Genomic DNA, 21,996 nt, shown 5'->3' with positions numbered 1-21,996 from the left:
ACCGGCTAGCGCCCGAGCGCCTGCTGGAGGTCCTCCAGGAGGTCGTCGACGTTCTCGATGCCGACGGACAGGCGCACCAGGTCGGCCGGCACCTCGAGCTGCGAACCGGCGACGGACGCGTGCGTCATCCGCCCGGGGTGCTCGATCAGCGACTCGACGCCGCCCAGCGACTCACCGAGGGTGAAGACCTTGGCGCGGTTGCAGACCTCGACCGCCGCCTCCTCGCCGCCCTCGACGCGGAAGGAGATCATGCCGCCGAAGGCGCGCATCTGCTTGGCGGCGACCTCGTGACCGGGGTGCTCGGGCAGGCCCGGGTACAGCACGCTCGTCACGCGCGCGTGACGGCTGAGCATGTCGGCCACGCGCGTGGCGTTCTCACTGTGCCGGTCCATGCGCACCGAGAGCGTCTTGGTGCCGCGCAGCACCAGCCACGAGTCGAAGGGGCCGGCGACCGCGCCCATCGCGTTCTGGTGGAACGCCAGCTCCTCGCCCAGCTCGGCGTCGGCGGTGATCAGGGCGCCGCCGACGACGTCCGAGTGGCCGCCCATGTACTTGGTCAGGGAGTGCACGACGACGTCCGCGCCGAGTGCGAGCGGCTGCTGCAGGTACGGCGTGGCGAAGGTGTTGTCGACGACCAGCCGCACGCCGGCGTCCCGGGCCACCTGGGCGACGGCGGCGATGTCGGTGATGCCGAGCAGCGGGTTGGAGGGGGTCTCCACCCAGACGACCTTGGTCTTCGGGGTGATCGCGGCCCGCACCGCGGCCGGGTCGGAGGTGTCGGCGACCGACCACTCCACGCCCCAGCGGGCGACGACCTTGGCGAACAGGCGGAACGTGCCGCCGTACGCGTCGTTCGGGATGACCACGTGGTCACCGGGGGCGAGCAGCGTGCGCAGCAGGCAGTCCTCGGCCGCCAGCCCGGACGCGAACGCGAGCCCGCGGCGTCCGCCCTCGAGGGCGGCCAGGTTCTCCTCCAGCGCGGTCCTGGTCGGGTTGGCGCTGCGGCTGTACTCGTAGCCGCCGCGCAGGCCGCCGACGCCGTCCTGCTTGTAGGTGGACACCTGGTAGATCGGCGGGACGACCGCGCCCGTCAGGGGGTCGGCGGTGTTGCCCGCGTGGATCGCGAGCGTCTCGAAGTGCTGACTGATGTGCCTGTCGCTCATGGGCCCGAGGGTAGTGCGCGCGGCGGGGTGATGACGTCCGCGGCCTGCCGGGCGGGGCGGCGGGGCGCCCCGGAGGGCGGATGCCGGGGTTTTTCCACAAGTTCGGGCACCGGGTTGGCCATCGGACGGCGTGGTCTGGTTCGCTTGTGGCATGGAGATTCTGTGGGTGCTGATCGCGCTCGTCATGCTGTTCGCCGTGGTGACGCCGTTCCTCAGGCGTCGGCGCGGCGCGGTGGGCCTGGTCCCGCCCGGCCACCCGGACGCGGCGGACCCGGCGAACTACGGTTTCGCGCTCCAGGAGGAGCTGGACGTCCGCATGCCCGGACCCGACCAGGACCTGCTGGACGTGCTGGACGTGGTGCAGCGCACCCAGGACTACCGCGCGGCGCGGCAGCTGCTGGCCGGCACGGCGGCGGACGGCGAGGCGCGCTGGCAGCGGGTCCAGGCCTTCGCGGGTGCCGCGTCCCTGGAGCTGACGCAGCGGCCCGGCGGTGTCTCCGAGGCGCCCGGCGGCCAGTGGCTGCGGGTGTGGCGCACGGAGGCCCCGAAGGACGCGGGCGGCGCCGCGGTGCACGCCGAGTTCCTGGTGCAGCAGGCGTGGCGCACGGCGGCGCCCGGCACGGACGAGTTCCGGATCATCATGGAGGAGGCGAAGGCGGCGTGCGGCGAGGCGGCGCTGCTGGCCCCCGGTGACCCGGTGCCGTACATCGTGGAGCTGTCGGTGGCCCGCGGGCTCGGGTATCCGCGGCAGGAGTTCGAGCAGGTCTGGCTGAAGATCCTGGACCGCGCCCCGGCGCACATGGGCGCGCACCTGGCGGCGCTGCACTACTGGTGCGAGAAGTGGCACGGCTCGCGGGACGAGGCGTACGCGTTCGCGGAGGCCGCGGCGGCGCGGGCGCCGCAGGGGTCCCTGCTGGCCGCCATGCCGCTGTTCGCGGTGTTCGAGCACCTCCCGGAGGTGAATCTCGTCTCCGGGTTCTACCAGAGCGAGGTCGTCACCAGGGCGATCCACGGCGCGCTGCACGCGGTGCACTCGGCCCGCCCCGACGACCCGATGCTGGCGCACGTGCGCCACATGCTGGTGTTCTTCCTGGTCCGCGCCGAGCGCTGGGCCGAGGCGATGAACCAGCTCATACACGTCGACGGCCATGTGGGCGCCCTGCCCTGGACCCTCTCCGCCGACCCCGCGGCCGAGTTCGCGGTCCACCGCGCGCTGGCCGTCGCCGGCTACGAGGCGAACGGCGGCAGCCCGGCCACACTGCCGCACTGACGTCAACACCCGCGCGACGCCCCGGCGTTTGTCCGGATATTGCCCCGTCCGTGCCCATATTCTTGACCCCTGCGAGGTCGGCGCCGGCCTCGGGTCGAGGAGTCGGATGTGGCGAACGTACGGGTCTACGAACTGGCCAAGAAGGTAGGGGTCGACAGCAAGGTCGTCCTGGACAAGATGACCGAACTGGGCCACTTCGTGCGGTCGGCGTCGGCCACGGTCGAGGCGCCTCTGGTGCGGGAGCTGATCGACGCGCTCGGTGCCGTGCACGAGCGCATGCCGGAGCAGCGCGCGTCGGAGCCCCGGTCATGTCCGGGACCGCCGCCGGCCGGTTCGGTGCTGCGCCCGCAGCACCACGAGTGGGACCCCACGTCCCGCTGGAAGCCGCTGCAGCCCTTCGACCCGCGCCGGGTGGGGCCGTACACGGTGCTGCGGCGGATCGGCAGCGGCTCGATGGGCAGGGTGTTCCTCGGCCAGTCCCCGGCCGGACGGCTGCTCGCCGTCAAGGTCGTCAAGGAGGAGCTGGCCGACGACCTGGAGTTCCGCCGGCGCTTCCAGCGGGAGGTCGCCGCGGCGCGGGGCGTGAACGGTTTCTACGCGCCCCCCGTCGTGGACGCGGACACCGGCGGGGACATCCCCTGGCTGGCCACGGCGTACGTCTCGGCGCCCTCCCTGAGGGACCTCGTGGACGCGTGCGGGCCGCTGCCCCTGAAGGCGCTGCGCTGGGCGGGCGCCCAGCTGGTCGAGGCGCTCCGGTCGGTGCACGCCGCGGCGATCGTGCACCGGGACCTCAAACCGTCCAACGTGCTGGTGGGCGTCGACGGCCTGCGCGTGATCGACTTCGGGCTGGCCTTGGCGGCCGCCGCCGCGGCCAGCAAGCTGACGGTCGCCCACGCCACCCTCGGCACCCCCGCCTACATGTCGCCCGAGCAGGCGTTGGACGCGCGGAAGGTGACGCCCGCCAGCGACGTGTACGCGCTGGGCGCCGTGCTGGTCTTCGCCGCGTCCGGGCACAGCCCCTACCCGGGCGGTGACCCCGTCCGCACGATGATCCGCATGCAGACCGAGGCGCCCGACCTCAGCGGCGTACCGGAGGCGTTCGTGGACGTCGTCGCGCCGTGCCTGCGCCGGGACCCCGCCGGGCGCCCGGAGCTGGACGAGCTGCTGGACCGTCTCGCGCGGGACATGGAACCGGGCCCGGACGGGATGTACCGGCCGTCGGAGCTGCTGCCGCCGGCGGCCTTCGAGTTCCTCGGCCTGCAAGACGTGTGACACGGCCCGCCGTGACCTCTGCGTGGCGGCATCCCGCCGCGACGCCCACGACGTAACACCCCCCGTCGGCTTCCGACGAACGGAGCAAGAGTGCAGGAAGTCATCTACCTGTCCGACCGGAAACTCTCGCAGTTTCTGCCCGGACTGCGGTCCGCCTGGCCCCGGCAGCGGGTCAGCGTCTCCACACCGTTCGGCGGGGTGGAGGTCGACCCGTCGCCCGGTCCCGCGTCCGATTTGTGGGGCAGGCATCTGCAGCGGGTGGTGCGCCGGGTACAGGAGTCGGCGCGCTGGTACACGGAGTCGGGGACGCGGCCGGGGCAGTGGATCGCCTTCGAGGCCCCGCTCAACTACTTCGTACTCGAGGGCGCGGACCCGTCCATGGTGTTCTTCGCGGACGCCCCCGCGGCGGACCGGCCCGTCCGGCTGCTGCTGCACGGCTCCCGCGAGCACCTGATCGCGGGACCGCTGCCGCGCGTCACCGACAAGACCATGGAGTCGGGCGCCCTGGTGCGCGACCTCCTCGGCTCCGACGCCAGCGCGCCCGGGGCGCTGCTCGCCGCCCTTTCCGACGACCTCGGCGCCGGACCGGACGGACGGCGCCCCTCACTCGTCACCGCGCTGCGCGGCCTGCTGGCCCGCATCGACGCGCAGACGCATCCGGAGATGGCGGCTTCGATGCGGGGCTACGCCCGCGTCACCACCGGGTTCACCGCCACCGACGGCCCGGGCCTGCTCGTCGCCAGCCCCCTCTACGTCGAGTACGACGACCCCGCCTGACCCCGGGGCCGGGCGAGGCGTCCCTGGGCGCCTCGCCCGCCACGGCCCGCGGGCCCGTACCCCACGGCGCCGGGCCGCGCACGGACGCACCCGCGCCGGCACACACGACACCCGCCCCGCGCCGGCAGCCCGGCGAGCAGCACCGTCACATCGACGCACGCCCTACGCCGGCACCGCACGACACCCGCCTCGCGACAGCAGCCCGGCAGGCAGGCAGCACCGTCACATCGACGCGCGCCCCGACCCGGGCGACGTCGAGTCGGCGCACAGGAGGCCGGGGAGGCCGACCGCCTCCGTCATCCGTGGCGTGGGACGGCCGTACAGCGCCGCCACCCGGTCCGCCGACGCCAAGGGGAACCGCGACGGCGGTCCGCCCCGCGCGTCAAACGTGGGGCGGACCGCCGCGTCAGGCCGCCTGGCGGCGGCGCACCGCTCAGATCGTCGCCGTGTCGATCACGAAGCGGTAGCGGACGTCGCTGTTCTCGACCCGCTCGTAGGCCTCGTTGATCTCGGACGCGGCGATCAGTTCGATCTCCGCGCCGATGCCGTGCTCGGCGCAGAAGTCCAGCGTCTCCTGGGTCTCGGGGATGCCGCCGATCATCGAGCCGGCCAGCGACCGGCCGCCGCCGATCAGCGAGAACAGGTTGAGGGACACCGGCTCCTCGGGGGCGCCGACGTTCGCCAGGGTGCCCTCGGGCTTGAGCAGCGACAGGTACGCGCCGAAGTCCAGCGGGGCCGACACGGTCGACACGATCAGGTCGAAGGAGCCCCGCAGCTCCTCGAAGGTCTTCGGGTCGCTGGTGGCGTAGTAGTGGTCGGCGCCCAGCCGCAGCCCGTCGTCCTTCTTGCGCAGGGACTGCGACAGCACCGTCACCTCGGCGCCCATCGCGTGCGCGAGCTTGACGCCCATGTGGCCCAGGCCGCCCATGCCGACGATCGCGACCTTGCGGCCCGGCCCGGCGCCGAAGCGCTTCAGCGGGGAGTACAGGGTGATCCCGGCGCACAGCAGCGGCGCGGCGACGTCGAGGGAGAGGCCGTCCGGGATGCGCACGACGAAGTTCTCGTCGACGACGACCTTCTCGGAGTAGCCGCCGTAGGTGGGCTCGCCGTCCCGGCCGACTCCGTTGTACGTCGGGGTCTGGCCCTGGGCGCAGTACTGCTCCTTGCCGGCCAGGCACATCTCGCACTCGCGGCAGGAGTCGACCATGCAGCCGACGCCCACCCGGTCGCCGACCTTGAACCGGGTCACGCCGGGGCCGACCTCGGACACGACGCCCGCTATCTCATGGCCGGGCACCATCGGGAAGATCGCCTCGCCCCAGCCCTCGCGGACCTGGTGGATGTCGGAGTGGCAGATCCCGGCGAACTTGATGTCGATCAGCACGTCGTGCTCGCGCACCGCGCGCCGTTCGATGGTCGTGCGCTCCAGGGGCGCCTTCGCGGCGGGCGCGGCGTACGCGGCGACAGTGGTCATACGAAGTTTCTCCTCCTCAAGGGGTCGTGCGCCCGGTTCCTGCTCCGTCCGGGTCCGCACAGGGTCCAGCCTGGGACAACGGACGGCGCGTACCCAGACTTCCTGGTTTCGTACGCACGCTGTGCGTACCACTGGCGGGGACAGGCTGACGTGCGTACGAACGGGCACCATGGATACATGGACGAGCAGACCGGCGAACCGGCCGGCGCCCCGGGCGGCGGCCTGGACCCGCGTGCCGAGCTGAGCGAGTTCCTGCGCACCCGCCGGGCCCGCCTGAAGCCGGAGGACGTGGGCCTGCCGGACGTCGGGCGGCACCGCAGGGTGCCGGGCCTGCGCCGGGAGGAGCTGGCCCAGCTCGCCGGGGTGTCCGTCGCGTACTACACGCGCCTGGAGCAGGGCAACGGACGGAACGTCTCGGTGGAGGTGCTCGACGCGATCGCCCGTGCGCTGCGGCTGAGCGACGCCGAGCAGGCGCACCTGACGAACCTCGCGCGGCCCGGCCGGCACCGCAGGCGGCCGGCGCCCCGCAGCCGGCAGGCCCGCCCGGCGCTGCGGCAGCTGCTGGACGCCATGGAGACGGTTCCGGCGTACGTGGTGGGGCGGCGCTCGGAGATCCTCGCCTGGAACCGGATGGCCGCCGCGCTCTTCGGGGACTGGGGCCGGCTGCCGGCGCAGGAGCGGAACTGGGCCCGGCTGGTCTTCCTCGACCCGGGCTACCGGGATCTGTTCGTGGAGTGGGACCAGAAGGCCTGCGACATGGTCGCCTACCTGCGCATGGACGCGGGCCGGCGGCCCGACGACCCCCTGCTGTCCTCGCTGGTCGGCGAACTGTCGGTGAAGAGCGAGGAGTTCCGCAGGCTGTGGGCCCGGCACGACGTCAAGGAGAAGAGTCACGGCGTCAAGCGCCTGCGGCACCCCCTGGTCGGTGAGCTGACGCTGCTGTGGGAGTCGTTCCGCCCGGCCGGCGAGGGGGAGCAGTCGCTGGTCACGTACTTCGCGGAGGCCGGGTCGGCGTCGGCCGAGGCACTGCGCCTGCTGGGCAGCTGGAACGCGGACGCGCCGCCGTCGGAGAGGCGGACGGCGGCCGGCTGAGAGACGGGAACGGCCCGCGGGAAGCGCGTCGCTTCCCGCGGGCCGGCCGGGACCACCTCACATCCCGCGGGCCGCCAGTGACCCGTACGCCATGTCGGGCGCCGGGTTCAGGGCCTACTTGCCGAAGTAGGCGTTGTGGACCGTGATCGTGGACGCGTTGCCCTTCTTGTCCGTGATCCTGGCGCGGAAGGAGATCGCCTTGCCCTTCGAGGGGTTCTTGACGGTGATCTTCCCCTTCGTGACCGTGGTCTTCTTCCAGCTCTTGCCGCCGTTGTAGGAGACGTACACCGCGAGGGACTTGAGGTTCCTGCCCTTGGCGGCGCCCTCCACGACGACCGGGAAGGTGGCCTTCTTGCCGGCCGCGACCTTGCTGTCCAGCCCCGTGGCCGCGACGAAGCGGGCGGAGGAGACGGGCAGTTGCCTGGTGCCGGAGACCTTCTTGGAGCGGAAGGTCCAGCTCGCGTCGACGCGGGTGGACACGGCGGCGAGCTTGGCGCTGCGCTTGACCGAGGCGGTCAGCCGGTACGCGGCGTCACCGGAGGGGACCTTGAAGCTCTCGTAGCCGGACAGCGGGTCCTTGAGCGATCCGACCTTCTTGCCGTTGCGGTAGAGGGTGGTGGTGGCGGACGTGAAGTCCGTCGAACCCACGTGGCCCTTGCCGTCGGCGAACAGCGGGATCATGCCGTAGAGGGTGTCGCCCTCACGGAAAACGCCGTAGCCGGCGGCGAGACGGGGACCGAAGACGGCCGTGTTGACGGTCTCCTTGTAGGTCGTGCCACCCTTGTAGGCCTTGCTCGCGCCGATCTGGTATCCGGCGTCGTAGACGGGCCAGCCGTCCGCGTCGTAGCCGCCCTGCTGTTCGAAGTCGAGGTCCCACCTGACGCCGTTCACCGTGGACAGGTGCAGGGTGCGGGTGGCGGGCAGCTTCTGCGCCTGGCCGAAGCCGGACGCGCTCTCGCTGCCGGGCAGCCGGCCGAACGCGCTGACGGAGCCGTCCTTGCCCTTCGCCGCCGCGCCCATGGCGACCTTCACCGTGGCGAAGTCCTTCGCCTGGTAGTTCTTGGTGAAGCCGGTGGCCAGCTTCTTCACCCTGCCGCCGGTGACGGTGCTGTACTGCTCCTTGCCGCCCTTGCTGTAGTGGGCGTCCCACTGCTGGAGCAGCGTGCCGTCGGTGATCTGCGGGCCGAGGTGGGCGGAGCGGAAGCCGGCGAACGAGTCCAGCCACCAGCCGAACCCGGACGAGCCGTCATCGGTCCGCAGGCTGTACTCGGCCGAGGCGAACTCGGCCCGGGCGCCCTTGACCGGCAGGGTGACCTTGACCGGTTTGGCCTTGCGGGCGTCCACCGTGACGGTGGTGTTCTTCGTGACGTCCAGCTTCGGCTGGGCGATCCAGTCGGCGCCCCGCCACTTCTCCGGGTCGGAACCGACGAGGACGGCGGCGTCCAGGACGTAACCGCCCCGGGGCACGCGGACGGTGACCGCGCCGTCGGCCTCGTACGGCATGTAGCCGCGGCCCTCGGCCAGACCCGACAGGCCCGCCAGGAACGTCGTGTAGTTCGAGGCCGGCTTGCCCGCGCGGTCGAGGAACTTCAGCGTGAGGTCGTACGACTCGACCTCACGCTCCACCGCGGCCGCGGTGCGCACGCTCTGGCCGCCGCCGGTGGCGACCACGTACGCCGAGTAGGCGCCGTCGACGGTACCGCCGAGCCGGGTGTCGGCGATGACGTCGACGGAGGCCGTGCCGCCCGCCGGGACGGTCACGGTGGTCGCGCCGAGGGTGAAGAACCCGGCCGGTGCGGCCTTGCCCCTGGGGTCGGTGGCGGTGGACGTCAGCTTCAGCGTGACGTCCTCGGTGCCGACGTTGCGGTAGGTGACCTGACGGGTGACCGGCTTGTCGTCGGTGTGCGGCCACTGCTGCACACCGAAGCTCAGCGACACCGGCTCGGCGATCACGGTCTGCGTGATCGCCTTGTCCACCTGGATGCGGCCCGAACCCTGCTCGAAGGGGGTGTACGTGCCGCCCTTGGTGGAGCCGGTGAGCGCGCCCTTCAGCTCCGCCGAGGTCCACTCGGGGTGCTGCTGCTTCAGGATCGCCGCGGCGCCCGCGACGTGCGGGGTGGCCATCGACGTGCCGGAGATCGTCATGTAGCCGGCCGGCTTCTCGCCGACCTCCTTGGCGATCTCGTTGCCCTTCGCCGAGGCGGCCGTGATGTCCACGCCGGGGGCGGTGACGTCCGGCTTGATGGCTCCGTCGCCGATGCGCGGGCCGGTGGAGGAGAAGTCGGCGAGCCTGTCCTTGTCGTCGACGGCGCCGACGGTGAGCGCGGCGTCCGCGCTGCCGGGCGAACCGATCGACTGCGGGCCCTCGTTGCCGGCCGCGACGGCGAACAGGATGCCCTTCTCGGCGGAGAGCTTGTCGACCGCGGCCTCCAGCGGGTCGACCTCCGGGGTGTCCATGCCGCCGAGGCTCAGGTTGACGATGTCGGCGCCCTGCGCGGCGGCCCACTCCATGCCGGCGAGGATCTCGGAGTCGTCACCGAAGCCGCTGTCGTCGAGGACCTTGCCGTTGAGGATCTTCGCGCCGGGCGCGACGCCCTTGTACAGGCCCTTGGACTGAGCACCCGTGCCGGCCGCGATGGACGCGACATGGGTGCCGTGGCCGACCACGTCACCGGCGGTCGGGGCGGTGGTGAAGTTCCTGGCCGCGGTCACCTGGCCCTTGAGGTCCGGGTGGGTGGCGTCCACGCCGGTGTCCAGGACGGCGATCTTGACGCCCTTGCCGTCGAAACCGGCCGCCCACGCCTTCGGGGTGCCGATCTGTCCCACCGACGTGTCCAGGGACGCCTTGCGGACCCCGTCGAGCCAGACGTGGGCGATCCCGGAGGCGGTACGGTCCCCGTCGGTGACCGCGTCCCACAGTTCGGTGGTGTCGTCCTGCGGCGTCTGCACGGCGTCGGCGTTCAGCGACGTGAGGCTCCGGCGGACCGTGCCCGCGTCGCGGACCTCGGCCTTGGCGGCCCGCGCGCCGCCCTTGTAGCCGACGATGACCTTCAGACCGCGCTTGTGCGCGTCGCGGGTCGCCGTCCTGTTCAACTCGGTGACATCGAACAGCCGTTGGTCCAGCGTGCCGGTGGCGACCAGCCGGGCGGCGTCCGCCGGGATCACCAGCGTGTGGCCGTTGCCGCGGCGGACCTGGACGGGTATGTGCTCCCGGCCCTCGGCCCGCTCCAGGCCCACCACGCGGCCCTTGGCGTCCACCACGACCCGGTCACCGGTGATGAGGGTGATCCGGTGTTTGCCCTTCGGCGCGGCCGCACTCGTCGACGAGCCGGCCGTGCCTTCCCCGTGGGCCGACGCCGGGCCGGCCATGCCCGCCGCGAGCGCGACGGCGGTCGCCGTGGCGATCGTGGCGGCGCACGCTCTTTTCACTTGTCTGCGCAAGGTTCCCCCTAGCGAAGTCGCCGGGTGGCGGAAGCATCACCCGGCCGGGGGTGGTCTCGTACGCCTGCGCGCACCCCCCGGTGCTCGGGAGTATGTCGAGGGGTGATCAAGCAACTCAAGGGCGATCGGGGGAGGTCGGGAAGTCGCCGGGAGACTGTGATGTCACCGCCGGAACTCCGTTACGAGATCGCGTGGTTGGGGACATCGGGGGCGGGTGTCGCGAGGACGGCCGATGCCCCCGTCGCCGCTCCCGGAGGAGGGGACGAGGGCATCGGCCGTTGTGGTGTGGGGTGTTCCGCCGAGGGAGGGTGGGTCAGGCCTCGGAGCCCGCCTTCCACTGCTCCCAGCTCATGTTCCAGCCGTTGAGGCCGTTGTCCGGGGCGATGGTCTTGTCACCGGTGTTCTGGACGACGACCACGTCACCGACGATCGAGTTGTTGTAGAACCAGGCGCCCGGGGTGCTCGGGTCGTTCGCGCCCTTGGCGTCGGCCAGGCCCACGCAGCCGTGGCTGGTGTTGACGCTGCCGAAGATGGACTTGGCGCCCCAGTAGTTGCCGTGGATGAAGGTGCCGGAGGTCGACAGACGCATTGCGTGCGGCACGTCCTTGATGTCGTACTCGCCCTTGCCGTCGTCGTCGGTGAAGCCGACCGTGGCGCCGTTCATCCGGGTCTCCTTGAACTTCTCGGAGATCACCATCTGGCCCTCGTACGTCGTGTTGTCGGGCGCGCCGGCGGAGATCGGGATGGTGCGGACGACCTTGCCGTTCTGCGTGACCTTCATCTGCTTGGTCTCGGCGTCGACGTAGGAGACCTGATTACGGCCGATCTTGAAGGTGACCGTCTTCTGCTGGACGCCGTAGACGCCCTCGGCGCCCTCGACCCCGTCGAGGGCCAGCTTCAGGGTGACGGTGGAGCCCTCCTGCCAGTACTGCTCGGGACGGCAGTCCATGCGGTTGGCGTTGAACCAGTGGCAGGCGACCTCCTGGCCGCTGGTGGAGGAGACGGTGATCCCCTTCTGCACGGCGGCCTTGTTGGTGATCGCCTTGTCGAAGTTGATCGACACGGGCATGCCGACGCCGACCGTGGTGCCGTCGTCCGGGGTGAAGTTGCCGATGAAGCTGTTGGCCTGGGAGACCGTGGTGAAGGAGGCGTTCTCGTGGGCGACGAGACCCTCGGCGTCCTGGGCGGTGGCCGTCAGCTTGTAGGTGGTGGCGCGCTCGAGCTGGCCGCTGGGCTTCCAGCTCTTCTTGTCGGCCGATATCTCACCGGAGACGGCGGTGCCGTCGGCGGTGGTCATCGTGACCTCGGTGAGCGTGCCCTTGTCGACGGTCACGGCGGCCGAGTTGTTGATGGAGGCGTTGGTCGAGCCGTCCTTCGGCGTGATCTTGATCTGCGCCTCGGAGGACTTCTGGGCCGCCGCCTCGTCGACCTGCGCCTGCGAGGTGTCCTTGCCGTCGGTGCCCGAGGCCTTGTCGTCCCCTCCGGAACACGCCGAGAGCACCAGCACTCCGCCGAGCAGAGCGGACGCGGCCGCCAGACCCCTGCGCCGCCGCTTACCGTCCGTCATCACACGCTTCTCCATCGTTGCCAGAATCCCAACCCCACGAGGCCCCGGCGGGAGCCGAGGCGCCTCGTCCACAAACCTCAACGCTACGACCGGGTGATCCGGTTCCCCGAAGCCCACGCGTGTGGGACTCACCACGTCCGCCGGTGCGGACGGTGGGAACGCCGGTCAGTGCGCCGATTGAGACGTGCCGATCCCGGGTGGCGGTTGCCTCCCGGGGTCAACATTTCCCCAAGTCGCGTCAGCCGCTTCGGCCCGCCCCGTCCTCGTCGTCGTAGGACTCGTCGTAGGACTCGTCGTGGAACTCGTCCTCATCCTCGTCGTCGACGTCCCATTCCGGCGAGTCCGGGTCGTAGTCGATCCGCTCACTGCTCCAGGAGGCCTGGTGCAGTTCCACCCCGGGCACCCCTTCGACCAGCCCGAACGGGTCCACGAGATGAGCCACGGCTTCCGCTGTGTCCTCTGCCACAGTCCTTTCGGCGTGCGCCCGTTCCGCGTCCGGCAGCGCCTCGTCGTCCGTGATTCCCCGCAGGGCGGCGCCGGTGACCGCCTCCGCGTCGTCGATCTCGAGGACCAGCTCCACGCGAAGCCGTACAAACCGTGATGTCTCTGGAGTGCTCATGCCCGGAGCGTACGGGGACCGGCGCCCGTGACTTTCCCGTGACCCGCGCCGTTCACTACCATCACCCCACACGGCCAATTCGCCAGCGCCACAAGGGGATCGATATTCCGTGTCATCCGCGCTCCGTCCGTTGCTGACCGCCACCGCCGCGGGCACGCTGCTGTGCGCCCTGTGGTTCGTCCCGTCAGCGAACGCGACCCCGGACACCCCGGCGGACAACGCTCCGTCGGCGAACCCGTCCCCGCAGGTCACCGAGCAGGCGAGAGGGGTGTCGGCGGCCACGTCGGCGTCACTGGAGAGCACCGGCCAGGGGGTCCGCCTCGCGGACACGGGCAGCTTCGACAGCACCCCGTACATCGTCGGCGGCACGGCCTTCCTGGCCATGGGCGCCGGCTTCGTCGTCTACTCGGTCCGCCGGGAGCGCCTGGAGTTCTGAGGGCCTCCCCCGCGGCGTACCGGGGCCCCGCGGACGCGTCCGCGGGGCCCCGCCGTCTCAGCGCAGCGGTCCGGTGACCCGCTCCACGGCCGCCACCAGCCGCCCGTCCCGTACGAACGCCTCCGCGGCGGCGAGGTCGGGGGCCAGATGGCGGTCGGGGCCGGGGCCGCCCACGCCGGCCTCCCGCAGCGCCTTCAGCACCTCCCGCGTCGCCGGGGCGGGGGTGAGCCCCTCGCGCAGCTCCACGGCCCGTGCGGCGGCGTACAGCTCGACGGCGACGACCCGGGTGAGGTTGTCGACGGCCGTGCGCAGCTTGCGCGCCGCCGACCAGCCCATGGAGACGTGGTCCTCCTGCATCGCGGAGGACGGGATCGAGTCCGCGGACGCCGGTACGGCCAGCCGCTTCAACTCGCTGACCAGCGCGGCCTGCGTGTACTGCGCGATCATCAGCCCGGAGTCGACACCGGCGTCGTCGGCGAGGAAGGGCGGCAGTCCGTGACTGCGGTTCTTGTCCAGCAGCCGGTCGGTGCGGCGCTCCGCGATGGAGGCGAGGTCGGCGACGGCGATGGCGAGGAAGTCCAGGACGTAGGCGACCGGCGCCCCGTGGAAGTTGCCGTTGGACTCCACACGCCCGTCGGGAAGGACGACCGGATTGTCGACGGCGGCGGCGAGTTCGCGCTCGGCGACCAGCCGGGCGTGCGCCAGGGTGTCCCGTCCGGCGCCGGCGACCTGCGGGGCGCAGCGCACCGAGTAGGCGTCCTGGACGCGGGGCGCGTCGTCCTGGTGATGTCCCGTCAGGCCCGAACCGTCCAGCACGGCCAGCATGTTGGCGGCGCTGGCGGCCTGTCCCGGGTGCGGGCGGATGGCGTGCAGCTCGGGGGCGAGCACCTTGTCGGTGCCGAGCAGCGCCTCCATGCTGAGGGCGGCGGTGACGTCGGCGGACTTGTAGAGGAGGTCCAGGTCGGCGAGGGCCATGACCAGCATGCCGAGCATGCCGTCGGTGCCGTTGAGGAGGGCGAGCCCTTCCTTCTCCCGCAGGACGACGGGGCGGATGCCGTGGGCGGCGAGCAGTTCGCCGGCCGGCCGCACCACGCCGTCGGGCCCTTCGGCCTCCCCCTCGCCCATCAGGGTGAGCGCGCAGTGCGAGAGCGGGGCGAGGTCGCCGGAGCAGCCGAGGGAGCCGTACTCGTGCACCACCGGGGTGATCCCGGAGTTGAGCACGTCGGCCATGGCCTGCGCGACCTCGGGGCGGACGCCGGTGCGGCCCGAGCAGAGGGTCTTCAGACGCAGGAACATCAGGGCGCGGACGACCTCCCGCTCCACCCGCGGTCCCATCCCGGCGGCGTGCGAGCGGACGATGTTGCGCTGCAGCTGAGCGCGGAGTTCCGGGCTGATGTGCCGGGTCGCCAGGGCGCCGAAGCCGGTGCTCACCCCGTAGACGGGATCCGGCTTGGCGGCCAGGGCGTCCACGATCTCGCGGGCCGCGGCGAGGGCGGCCACCGCCTCGGCGGACAGGTCGACGCGAGCGTCGTCGCGCGCCACGGCCAGCACGTCGGACGCGGTCACGTCCGACGTCCCCACCACCACAGTGTGCATATCCATATTCAGGAGCCTACGCATTGAATTCCGCGCTGTCATCACCGGATCGGGGTCGCACCCCTTACCGCCCTAGGGTGCGTGCCTCCCCCGGAACCGGCGGCGCTCGCCGTCCGTCTCCCGCGACGGCGCGTCCGCAAGCCGCACCACGGGATCGTCCGGCCCCTCCCGCCCGGCCACCACGGGGTGCGCGGCCCGCTCGGCCTTCGCCCGGTACTGGGCGGCGTCGGCCAGCCGGAACAGCCGCCGGGCGGAACGCACCGGCCCGATGGGGTCCTGCGTGGACGCCACCCCGCACGCGACGCCGTCCCCGATCCCCAGTTCCACCGCCCGCCGGCACACCTCGTCGGCCGCCTTGACAACCTCGTCGGCCGACGGGCCCACCGCCAGCAGGCAGAACTCGTCCCCGCCGAGCCGCGCCGCCAGCGCCCCCGGCAGCATGGCCCCGCACAGCGAGAGCACGGTCCCGAACCGCTCCAGCAGCCGGTCGCCCACGGAGTGCCCGAGCGTGTCGTTGACCCGCTTCAGCCCGTTCACGTCGCACACCACCAGGCTGACGACGGCCCCGTCCCGCCGGTGCCGCTCCACCGCCTCGTCCAGCCGGGAGTCCACGGCACGCCGGTTGGCCAGCCCGGTCAGCGAGTCCGTGAACGCCAGCCGCCGCGCCTCCTCCAGCCGCTCGGCCTGCGCGATGCCCGCCGCCACCACGGAGGCCAGGACCGTCGCGAAGTCGGCGTCGCCACGCCCGAAGACCGGCTCGCCGACCGGCCGGGCCACGTACAGCTCGCCCCACGCCCGCCCGTGCAGCACGATCGGCGCGACCACGCAGCAGCCGCGCCCGCGCCGCCGCAGCGCCGCGACCCGCTGGTGGCAGTATCCGGCGCCGCCCTCCTCGGGGCCCTGCGCGGTCTCCACCCAGGCGTCGGGCTCGCCCCCGCCCGCCCACTGCTCGTGCAGGAACTCGGTGATCTCGGCGAACTGGTGCACCGGGTACGACTCGTCCTCGGGGAACTCCTCCTCCCCCTCGGCCAGCTCCCCGACGTTCACCAGCACCCGCAGCCGCCCGAGCTCCCGCTCCCACACGGACAGCGCGGCGAAGCTCCCGCCCAGCGCCCGGCGGGCCCCGCCGGCGGCGGCCCGCCACGCCTCCCGCGAACTGTGCGCGGCGGCCATGCCCTGAGCCAGCGCCACCACGGCCGCCAGTCGGCTCTCCTCACCCATTCCCCCAGATTAGGGAGATTTCCTGCTTATCGAGACATCGAGGATGACGCGAGCGTCACTCCCCCGGCCACTCCGGCCGCCGCTTCTCGTTGAAGGCGGCGACGCCCTCCGCCCGGTCCCCGGAGAACGCCACGGACCGCCAGGCGGCGTCCTCGACCTCCAGCCCGGCCGGCAGGTCGAGCCCGTGCCCGAGCCGCAGCGCCCGCTTGGCCGCCCGCAGCCCCACCGGCGAGTTCCCGGCGATCCGCGCGGCCATGGCGAGCGCCTCCTCCCGGTCCCGCCCCTCCTCGACCAGCTCGTCCACGAGCCCGATCTCCCGCGCCTCCACGGCCTCCACCCGCCGCGCGGTGAAGATGAGCTCGGCCGCCCGGGCCGCTCCCACCCGCCGGGGCAGCAACTGCGTACCGCCCCCGCCCGGAATGACCCCGACGGACACCTCGGGCAGCCCCATCACGGCCGTACGGTCGGCCACGATCACGTCGCACGACAACGCCAGCTCGCACCCGCCCCCCAGCGCGAAGCCGTGCACAGCGGCGACGACGGGCACCGGCAGCTGCAGCACCCCGGTGTAAGCAGCCCGCGCCACAGGTCGCTGCCGCACGAGATCGGCGTCGCTGAACGAATTCCGCTCCTTCAGGTCGGCGCCCACGCAGAACGCCCGCTCGTGCGACGAGGTCAGCACCACCGCCCGTACGTCCCGGTCCTCGCCCAGCGCGGCACAGGCCCCGGCGATCGAACGGGCCATCTCCGTGGACACGGCGTTCATGGCCTTCGGCCGGTCGAGGACGAGCTCCGCGACATGCCCCCGCTCATGCCGGCGCACCAGCACGAACTCCCCGAACCGTTCCTCACTCATGACACCCTCCGGTTAACGCGGGTTAACTTCGCTCGCCCCGATCATGGCAGCCGGGAGCCGCCGAGGAAAAGGGTCCACCCGTTCGAGTGACATACGAGCGACTGAGGTCCGCCGGCCCCGGGAGGCGCGTAGCGTGCGCACACCGCGGCGCGTAGGGGGCGCACGCAGGGGGAGGCAGAGCGATGACACCGGACGAGACCCGCCGCGTCCTACGAGGACGCCACCGCAAGCCACGCCGACGCCGGGCCCTGCTGGCCACGGCCGCCCTGACCCTGGCCGCGGGCGCCGCCACCCTCATCCGCGTGGCCGTGCCGGACGCGCCGGACACCGGCGCGCAAGCGGGCCCCCGCCCACTCGCTCCGACCAGCGCCTCGCCCCACCACCCACCACAGGCCACTGACACGGGAACCCCGGCACCCCCTCAGCCGAGCCCGTCCTCCCCACAACCTCTGGGCGGCAAGGCATCGGCCCCCCTCACACCCCCCGAGAGCAGCACCGCCCCACCCCCGTCACGCGAACCGACCGAGGAGCCGGCCTTCCTGCCCCCGCCCTCGCCACCGCCACCACCACCCCAGCCGACGACCGAGCCGCCACCACCCCCGCAGACGGCTTCCACTCCGCCCCCACAGGAACCGGACGACGACGAACGCCTGGCCCTCTGCCTGCCCCTGATCAACCTCTGCCTGGGCGGCTGAGCCGACGCGTCACTCGGACTCGGAGCCGTTCCGGCGGGTGAGCAGCCAGGGCTCCACCACACCGAGGCCACGCACGGGCCGCTGCCACATCGGCTGGAGCGCGAAACGGTACGAGGGCGGCTCCTCGCCCTCCTTCTCCGCCGCGGCCACCGCTTCGGCCGCCGCGGCCTCGCTGGCCGGTGCGTCGCCGGTGCGGATCAGTTCCTCGGCGAAGGCGGTGTCCACGAGCACGGCGTCGCGGGGCGCTATGGAGGTGAGCCGGGAGGCGAGATTGACGGTCGTGCCGAACACATCGCCCATTCGGGTGGTGACCGTGCCGAAGGCCATGCCGACCCGGAGCTCCGGCATGGTGCTGTCGTTCGCCATGGTCTCGATCAGCCGCATGGCGATCTCCGCCGCGGTTCCGGCGTCGTCGGCGGCGTAGAGCACCTCGTCGCCCAGCGTCTTGATGAGCCGCCCGCCCCGCGCCGCGACCAGGTCGGCCGCGGTGGTCTCGAACGCCTCGACCAGTTCGCCGAGCTCCTCCTCCTCCATCCGGCGGGTCAGCCGGGTGAAGCCCACGAGGTCGGCGAAAGCGACGGCGAGGCGCCGGTCCACCATCTCCTCGTCGTCGGCGCCCTGCACCACCCGCCCGGCCGAGGCGGCCAGCTGCCGCCGCCAGACGTAGACCAGGAACTCCTCCAGCTCGGGCAGGAGCAGCTCGACGATCGGATACGTGACCTCGGTGCGGGTCATGCCGGGCTCGGGCGGCTCGGTCAGCCCCTCGAGGAAGGAATCGATCTGCCATTCGGCCAGACGCGCGGTGGTCTGCCCGGTGGACCGGGCCACCTGTACGGCCATCGCCTCACTCAGCAGCCCCGCCTCCACGAGACCGGCGAGGCGCCGCAGAGCGAGAACGTCCGCCTCTGTCAGGGCCTTCGCCTGTCCTACGTCGGCGAAGCCCATGGCACGCCAGAAGCGGGTGGCCAGTTCCATCGTGACGCCGGCGCTGCGGGCCGCCTGGAACGGCGTGTACCGGCGCTCGGCGCCCAGGATGAGCTGCTCGAGGCGCAGAGCAAGCGGATCCTCGCCGTCGCCCTGCGCGTCCGCACCGGAACCCGAGTCGTCGACGCTCACGCGTTGCTGCCCTTCCGATCTGCCACGGTCATGTCTCGACCGGGCTCAACTCTACGGCAGGTGTGCGCCAGCTCACTCCGTCAGGTTGGGCCGTGGGAGCAGCGGCCCCCGGCGTCCCTTTTCAGCCACGGCGCCGCAGCAGCCGGCCAAGGGGGGCTGCACACCCGGTGCCTTGGCGGCGCACCCGGCGCGGGTGCGTGCCGGTGCGGTCCGCGCAGCCCGGCACTGACGGGGTGCCGCCGCGCCCGCCCTCCCCCACTCCCCGCTCCGCTCGAGCGGGGGCCCCATCGCCCCAGGCGGCACGACGGCCCGCAGCTGGCGGCAGCTCGCGGCCGCCGTCCGCCCGCGCGCCCGCGGCGAATGGCCCGCCACGGCGTTGGTGTGGCCGCCGACGGCGGGAAGGGGACGGGGTGGGGGTGGGCGCCCGCAGCGGCTGGCGCGTCAACACCCCACACCCCACAAGCACGCTTCATCGCGCCGGACCGAGGACGACCACCCCCACCGCGGCCCCGCACCACCCACCATCCCTGGGCGCTGCACCAGCCCCCACCGGACAGAACTCTGCGCCGCAGGCGTCACCCCCCGTCACATCCGCAGATGAATGATGTCCCCCGCCCCCACCGGCTCCTGCACCCCCGCCTCCGTGGCCAGCACCAGCCGCCCGTCCCCGTCGACCGCGACCGCCTCCCCCACCAGCGCCCGATCCCCCGGCAGCTCCGCCCGCACGACCCGCCCCAACGTCGCGCACCCCGCCGCATACGCCTCCTGCAGCCCGCACGCCCCGGCGTCGCCCCCCGCACCCCGCCACCGCCCGTACCACTCCTCCAGCGCCCGCAGCATTCCCCGCAACAGCGGATCCCGGTCCGTACTCACCGCCCCCGCCAGCGCCAACGACCCCGCCGTGGCCACCGGCAGCTCATCGGCCCGCAAACTCACGTTGACACCGACCCCCACGACGACGCCCCCGCCCATGCCCCCCGAAGCGCCCGTGGCCTCCACCAGGATCCCCCCGGCCTTCCGCTCCTCACCCCCCACGGTGACCAGCACATCGTTCGGCCACTTCAACGCCGTGTCGACCCCGGCCGCCCGCGCCAGCCCCGTGGCCACGGCCACCCCCGTCAGCAGCGGCAGCCACCCCCACCGCTCCACCGGCACCTCCCGCGGCCGAAGCAGCACGGAGAAGAACAGCCCGGACCGCGCGGGCGCGACCCACCGCCGGTCCAGCCGCCCCCGCGCGTCGGTCTGCTCCTCCGCGACGAGAACGACCCCCTCCTCCAGCTTCTCGGCCGCCGCCCGCGCCACGAGATCGGAGTTGGTGGACCCGGTGCGCTGCACCACCTCCACCTCGCGCCACAACGCCCCCTCCCGCACCAGCCCACGCCGCAGGGCGGTGGCGTTCAGAGGCGGCCGGTCGAGGTCGGACCACCGGCTACGACCGGTCCCAGGGGATTCGGAGTCATCTCGGGGTGTCATGCAACCCACACTAGGTGTGGGAAACACCGCACTGCCGAACTCACGGCCCCCCACTACGCTACGGATGAGTAACCGTCCCCCCTTTTGAGCAGGCAGGGAGCCGCATCCCGATGTCCGAGCCGGAAGAGCAGCAGCCTGACATCCACACGACCGCGGGCAAGCTCGCGGATCTTCAGCGTCGCATCGAAGAGGCGACGCACGCCGGCTCCGCACGCGCCGTCGAAAAGCAGCACGCCAAGGGCAAGCTGACGGCCCGTGAGCGGATCGACCTCCTGCTCGACGAGGGCTCCTTCGTCGAACTGGACGAGTTCGCCCGGCACCGCTCCACCAACTTCGGCCTCGACGCCAACCGCCCCTACGGCGACGGCGTCGTGACCGGATACGGCACGGTCGACGGCCGCCCGGTCGCCGTCTTCTCCCAGGATTTCACCGTCTTCGGCGGAGCCCTCGGCGAGGTCTACGGCCAGAAGATCGTCAAGGTGATGGACTTCGCCCTCAAGACCGGCTGTCCCGTCATCGGCATCAACGACTCCGGCGGCGCCCGCATCCAGGAGGGCGTCGCCTCCCTCGGCGCGTACGGCGAGATCTTCCGCCGCAACACGCACGCGTCCGGCGTGATCCCGCAGATCAGCCTGGTCGTCGGCCCCTGCGCGGGCGGCGCGGTCTACTCCCCCGCGATCACCGATTTCACGATCATGGTCGACCAGACCAGCCACATGTTCATCACCGGCCCGGACGTCATCAAGACGGTCACCGGCGAGGACGTCGGCTTCGAGGAGCTCGGCGGAGCCCGCACCCACAACTCGACCTCCGGCGTCGCGCACCACATGGCGGGCGACGAGAAGGACGCGATCGAGTACGTCAAGCAGCTCCTGTCGTACCTGCCCTCCAACAACCTCTCGGAGCCGCCCTCCTTCCCGGAGGAGGCGGACCTGGCGGTCACCGACGAGGACCGCGAACTCGACACGATCGTGCCGGACTCGGCGAACCAGCCGTACGACATGCACACGGTCATCGAGCACGTCCTCGACGACGCGGAGTTCTTCGAGACGCAGCCGCTGTTCGCGCCGAACATCCTCACGGGGTACGGCCGCGTCGAGGGCCGTCCCGTCGGCATCGTCGCCAACCAGCCGATGCAGTTCGCGGGCTGCCTGGACATCACCGCGTCGGAGAAGGCGGCCCGTTTCGTGCGGACCTGCGACGCCTTCAACATCCCGGTGCTGACCTTCGTCGACGTCCCCGGCTTCCTGCCCGGCGTGGACCAGGAGCACGACGGCATCATCCGCCGCGGCGCCAAGCTGATCTACGCCTACGCCGAGGCGACGGTCCCGCTCATCACCGTCATCACCCGCAAGGCGTTCGGCGGCGCGTACGACGTCATGGGCTCCAAGCACCTGGGCGCCGACCTCAACCTCGCGTGGCCGACCGCCCAGATCGCGGTGATGGGCGCGCAGGGCGCCGTCAACATCCTGCACCGGCGCACCATCGCCGAGTCGGACGACGCGGAGGCGACCCGGGCCCGGCTGATGCGGGAGTACGAGGACGCCCTCCTCAACCCCTACGTCGCGGCCGAGCGCGGCTACGTCGACGCGGTGATCATGCCGTCCGACACCCGCCGCCACATCGTCCGCGGCCTGCGCCAGCTGCGCACCAAGCGCGAGAGCCTGCCCCCGAAGAAGCACGGCAACATCCCCCTGTAAGGAGCCGCTGTGATCAAGGTCGTACGGGGCAACCCGACCCCGGAGGAGCTGGCCGCCGCACTGGCGGTGGTCCGGGCGCGCGCCGCGGCGGCGGCCGCCCCGCCGTCCGGCGTGCCCACGGTCCGTGACGCCTGGTCCGACCCGTCCCGCATCGCCGCCCGCCGGGTGCCCCAGCCGGGCCCGGCGACGTGGTCGCGGACGTACTGGCCGGGCGCCTGAGGCGGCGGG

General features: G+C 72.4%; 17 protein-coding genes. 7 read left to right on the top strand and 10 right to left on the bottom strand.

The annotated features are described in order from the left end of the window. Nucleotides 1-5: 5 nt before the first annotated feature. On the bottom strand, nucleotides 6-1,163 hold the full coding sequence (locus B100_RS0122290) for a cystathionine gamma-synthase (protein WP_024886624.1): 1,158 nt from the start codon (nucleotides 1,161-1,163) through the stop codon (nucleotides 6-8). 151 nt (nucleotides 1,164-1,314) lie between these two features. Between B100_RS0122290 and B100_RS0122285 the strand changes: the two genes are divergently transcribed. The 3 genes from B100_RS0122285 to B100_RS0122275 all read left to right on the top strand — a co-directional run bounded on the left by B100_RS0122285 (nucleotide 1,315) and on the right by B100_RS0122275 (nucleotide 4,482). Then, complete coding sequence (locus tag B100_RS0122285; RefSeq protein WP_024886623.1) at nucleotides 1,315-2,433, top strand: hypothetical protein; 1,119 nt, start codon at nucleotides 1,315-1,317, stop codon at nucleotides 2,431-2,433. 108 nt (nucleotides 2,434-2,541) lie between these two features. After that, nucleotides 2,542-3,705: a translation initiation factor IF-2 N-terminal domain-containing protein gene (locus B100_RS34120; RefSeq protein WP_024886622.1), complete on the top strand. Its 1,164-nt coding sequence runs from the start codon at nucleotides 2,542-2,544 to the stop codon at nucleotides 3,703-3,705. Nucleotides 3,706-3,795: 90 nt separating this feature from the next. Then, complete coding sequence (locus B100_RS0122275; RefSeq protein ID WP_024886621.1) at nucleotides 3,796-4,482, top strand: SAVMC3_10250 family protein; 687 nt, start codon at nucleotides 3,796-3,798, stop codon at nucleotides 4,480-4,482. A 433-nt stretch (nucleotides 4,483-4,915) separates the two neighbouring features. On the opposite strand, the gene B100_RS0122270 is transcribed toward B100_RS0122275, so the two are convergent. Continuing rightward, nucleotides 4,916-5,956 carry an NAD(P)-dependent alcohol dehydrogenase gene (locus B100_RS0122270; protein WP_024886620.1) on the bottom strand — a complete coding sequence of 347 codons (1,041 nt, stop codon included), beginning with the start codon at nucleotides 5,954-5,956 and terminating at the stop codon, nucleotides 4,916-4,918. A gap of 177 nt (nucleotides 5,957-6,133) precedes the next feature. Here B100_RS0122270 and B100_RS0122265 point away from each other — a divergent pair, with 177 nt between their 5' ends. Continuing rightward, a complete protein-coding gene (locus B100_RS0122265) occupies nucleotides 6,134-7,048 on the top strand; it encodes an MmyB family transcriptional regulator (protein WP_024886619.1) in 915 nt (304 codons plus the stop codon). 114 nt (nucleotides 7,049-7,162) lie between these two features. Here B100_RS0122265 and B100_RS0122260 read toward each other — a convergent pair whose 3' ends face one another. From B100_RS0122260 to B100_RS0122250, 3 genes are all read right to left on the bottom strand, one after another. Then, complete coding sequence (locus tag B100_RS0122260; RefSeq protein WP_024886618.1) at nucleotides 7,163-10,477, bottom strand: S8 family serine peptidase; 3,315 nt, start codon at nucleotides 10,475-10,477, stop codon at nucleotides 7,163-7,165. A gap of 325 nt (nucleotides 10,478-10,802) precedes the next feature. Further along, nucleotides 10,803-12,056 carry an Ig-like domain-containing protein gene (locus B100_RS0122255; RefSeq protein WP_024886617.1) on the bottom strand — a complete coding sequence of 418 codons (1,254 nt, stop codon included), beginning with the start codon at nucleotides 12,054-12,056 and terminating at the stop codon, nucleotides 10,803-10,805. 238 nt (nucleotides 12,057-12,294) lie between these two features. Further along, a complete protein-coding gene (locus tag B100_RS0122250; RefSeq protein WP_486585680.1) occupies nucleotides 12,295-12,675 on the bottom strand; it encodes a hypothetical protein in 381 nt (126 codons plus the stop codon). 109 nt (nucleotides 12,676-12,784) lie between these two features. Between B100_RS0122250 and B100_RS0122245 the strand changes: the two genes are divergently transcribed. Next, complete coding sequence (locus tag B100_RS0122245; protein WP_199785276.1) at nucleotides 12,785-13,111, top strand: LAETG motif-containing sortase-dependent surface protein; 327 nt, start codon at nucleotides 12,785-12,787, stop codon at nucleotides 13,109-13,111. 57 nt (nucleotides 13,112-13,168) lie between these two features. Here the strand turns inward: B100_RS0122245 and hutH are convergent, their stop codons facing one another. From hutH to B100_RS0122220, 5 genes are all read right to left on the bottom strand, one after another. Beyond that, nucleotides 13,169-14,707 carry a histidine ammonia-lyase gene (gene hutH / locus B100_RS0122240; RefSeq protein WP_024886614.1) on the bottom strand — a complete coding sequence of 513 codons (1,539 nt, stop codon included), beginning with the start codon at nucleotides 14,705-14,707 and terminating at the stop codon, nucleotides 13,169-13,171. Nucleotides 14,708-14,779: 72 nt separating this feature from the next. Further along, nucleotides 14,780-15,928 (bottom strand): sensor domain-containing diguanylate cyclase, encoded by a 1,149-nt coding sequence (locus B100_RS0122235; RefSeq protein WP_024886613.1) that lies wholly within the window; start codon nucleotides 15,926-15,928, stop codon nucleotides 14,780-14,782. Between the two features lie 55 nt (nucleotides 15,929-15,983). Next, a complete protein-coding gene (locus B100_RS0122230) occupies nucleotides 15,984-16,784 on the bottom strand; it encodes an enoyl-CoA hydratase-related protein (RefSeq protein ID WP_024886612.1) in 801 nt (266 codons plus the stop codon). A gap of 704 nt (nucleotides 16,785-17,488) precedes the next feature. Beyond that, nucleotides 17,489-18,595: an adenylate/guanylate cyclase domain-containing protein gene (locus B100_RS0122225; protein WP_024886611.1), complete on the bottom strand. Its 1,107-nt coding sequence runs from the start codon at nucleotides 18,593-18,595 to the stop codon at nucleotides 17,489-17,491. A 585-nt stretch (nucleotides 18,596-19,180) separates the two neighbouring features. Continuing rightward, nucleotides 19,181-20,068: a biotin--[acetyl-CoA-carboxylase] ligase gene (locus B100_RS0122220; protein WP_024886610.1), complete on the bottom strand. Its 888-nt coding sequence runs from the start codon at nucleotides 20,066-20,068 to the stop codon at nucleotides 19,181-19,183. Nucleotides 20,069-20,178: 110 nt separating this feature from the next. Here B100_RS0122220 and B100_RS0122215 point away from each other — a divergent pair, with 110 nt between their 5' ends. Together B100_RS0122215 and B100_RS0122210 are read left to right on the top strand one after the other, a co-directional pair. Next, entirely contained in the window at nucleotides 20,179-21,768 is a 1,590-nt protein-coding gene (locus tag B100_RS0122215) for an acyl-CoA carboxylase subunit beta (protein ID WP_024886609.1), read from the top strand. Nucleotides 21,769-21,777: 9 nt separating this feature from the next. Further along, nucleotides 21,778-21,987, top strand: a complete 210-nt coding sequence (locus B100_RS0122210) for an acyl-CoA carboxylase epsilon subunit (RefSeq protein ID WP_024886608.1) — start codon at nucleotides 21,778-21,780, stop codon at nucleotides 21,985-21,987. Nucleotides 21,988-21,996 lie beyond the last annotated feature (9 nt).

Source organism: Streptomyces sp. CNH189 (genome assembly GCF_000527195.1).
This window is presented reverse-complemented; position numbering and strand designations above follow the sequence as displayed.

Bases quoted from the DNA above. Each gene is read 5' to 3' on its own strand.
- B100_RS0122290 (WP_024886624.1), bottom strand. From the start codon at position 1,163: ATGAGCGACAGGCACATCAGTCAGCACTTCGAGACGCTCGCGATCCAC.
- B100_RS0122285 (WP_024886623.1), top strand. From the start codon at position 1,315: ATGGAGATTCTGTGGGTGCTGATCGCGCTCGTCATGCTGTTCGCCGTG.
- B100_RS0122270 (WP_024886620.1), bottom strand. From the start codon at position 5,956: ATGACCACTGTCGCCGCGTACGCCGCGCCCGCCGCGAAGGCGCCCCTG.
- B100_RS0122265 (WP_024886619.1), top strand. From the start codon at position 6,134: ATGGACGAGCAGACCGGCGAACCGGCCGGCGCCCCGGGCGGCGGCCTG.
- B100_RS0122255 (WP_024886617.1), bottom strand. From the start codon at position 12,056: ATGACGGACGGTAAGCGGCGGCGCAGGGGTCTGGCGGCCGCGTCCGCT.
- B100_RS0122250 (WP_486585680.1), bottom strand. From the start codon at position 12,675: ATGAGCACTCCAGAGACATCACGGTTTGTACGGCTTCGCGTGGAGCTG.
- hutH (WP_024886614.1), bottom strand. From the start codon at position 14,707: ATGCACACTGTGGTGGTGGGGACGTCGGACGTGACCGCGTCCGACGTG.
- B100_RS0122235 (WP_024886613.1), bottom strand. From the start codon at position 15,928: ATGGGTGAGGAGAGCCGACTGGCGGCCGTGGTGGCGCTGGCTCAGGGC.
- B100_RS0122230 (WP_024886612.1), bottom strand. From the start codon at position 16,784: ATGAGTGAGGAACGGTTCGGGGAGTTCGTGCTGGTGCGCCGGCATGAG.
- B100_RS0122220 (WP_024886610.1), bottom strand. From the start codon at position 20,068: ATGACACCCCGAGATGACTCCGAATCCCCTGGGACCGGTCGTAGCCGG.
- B100_RS0122215 (WP_024886609.1), top strand. From the start codon at position 20,179: ATGTCCGAGCCGGAAGAGCAGCAGCCTGACATCCACACGACCGCGGGC.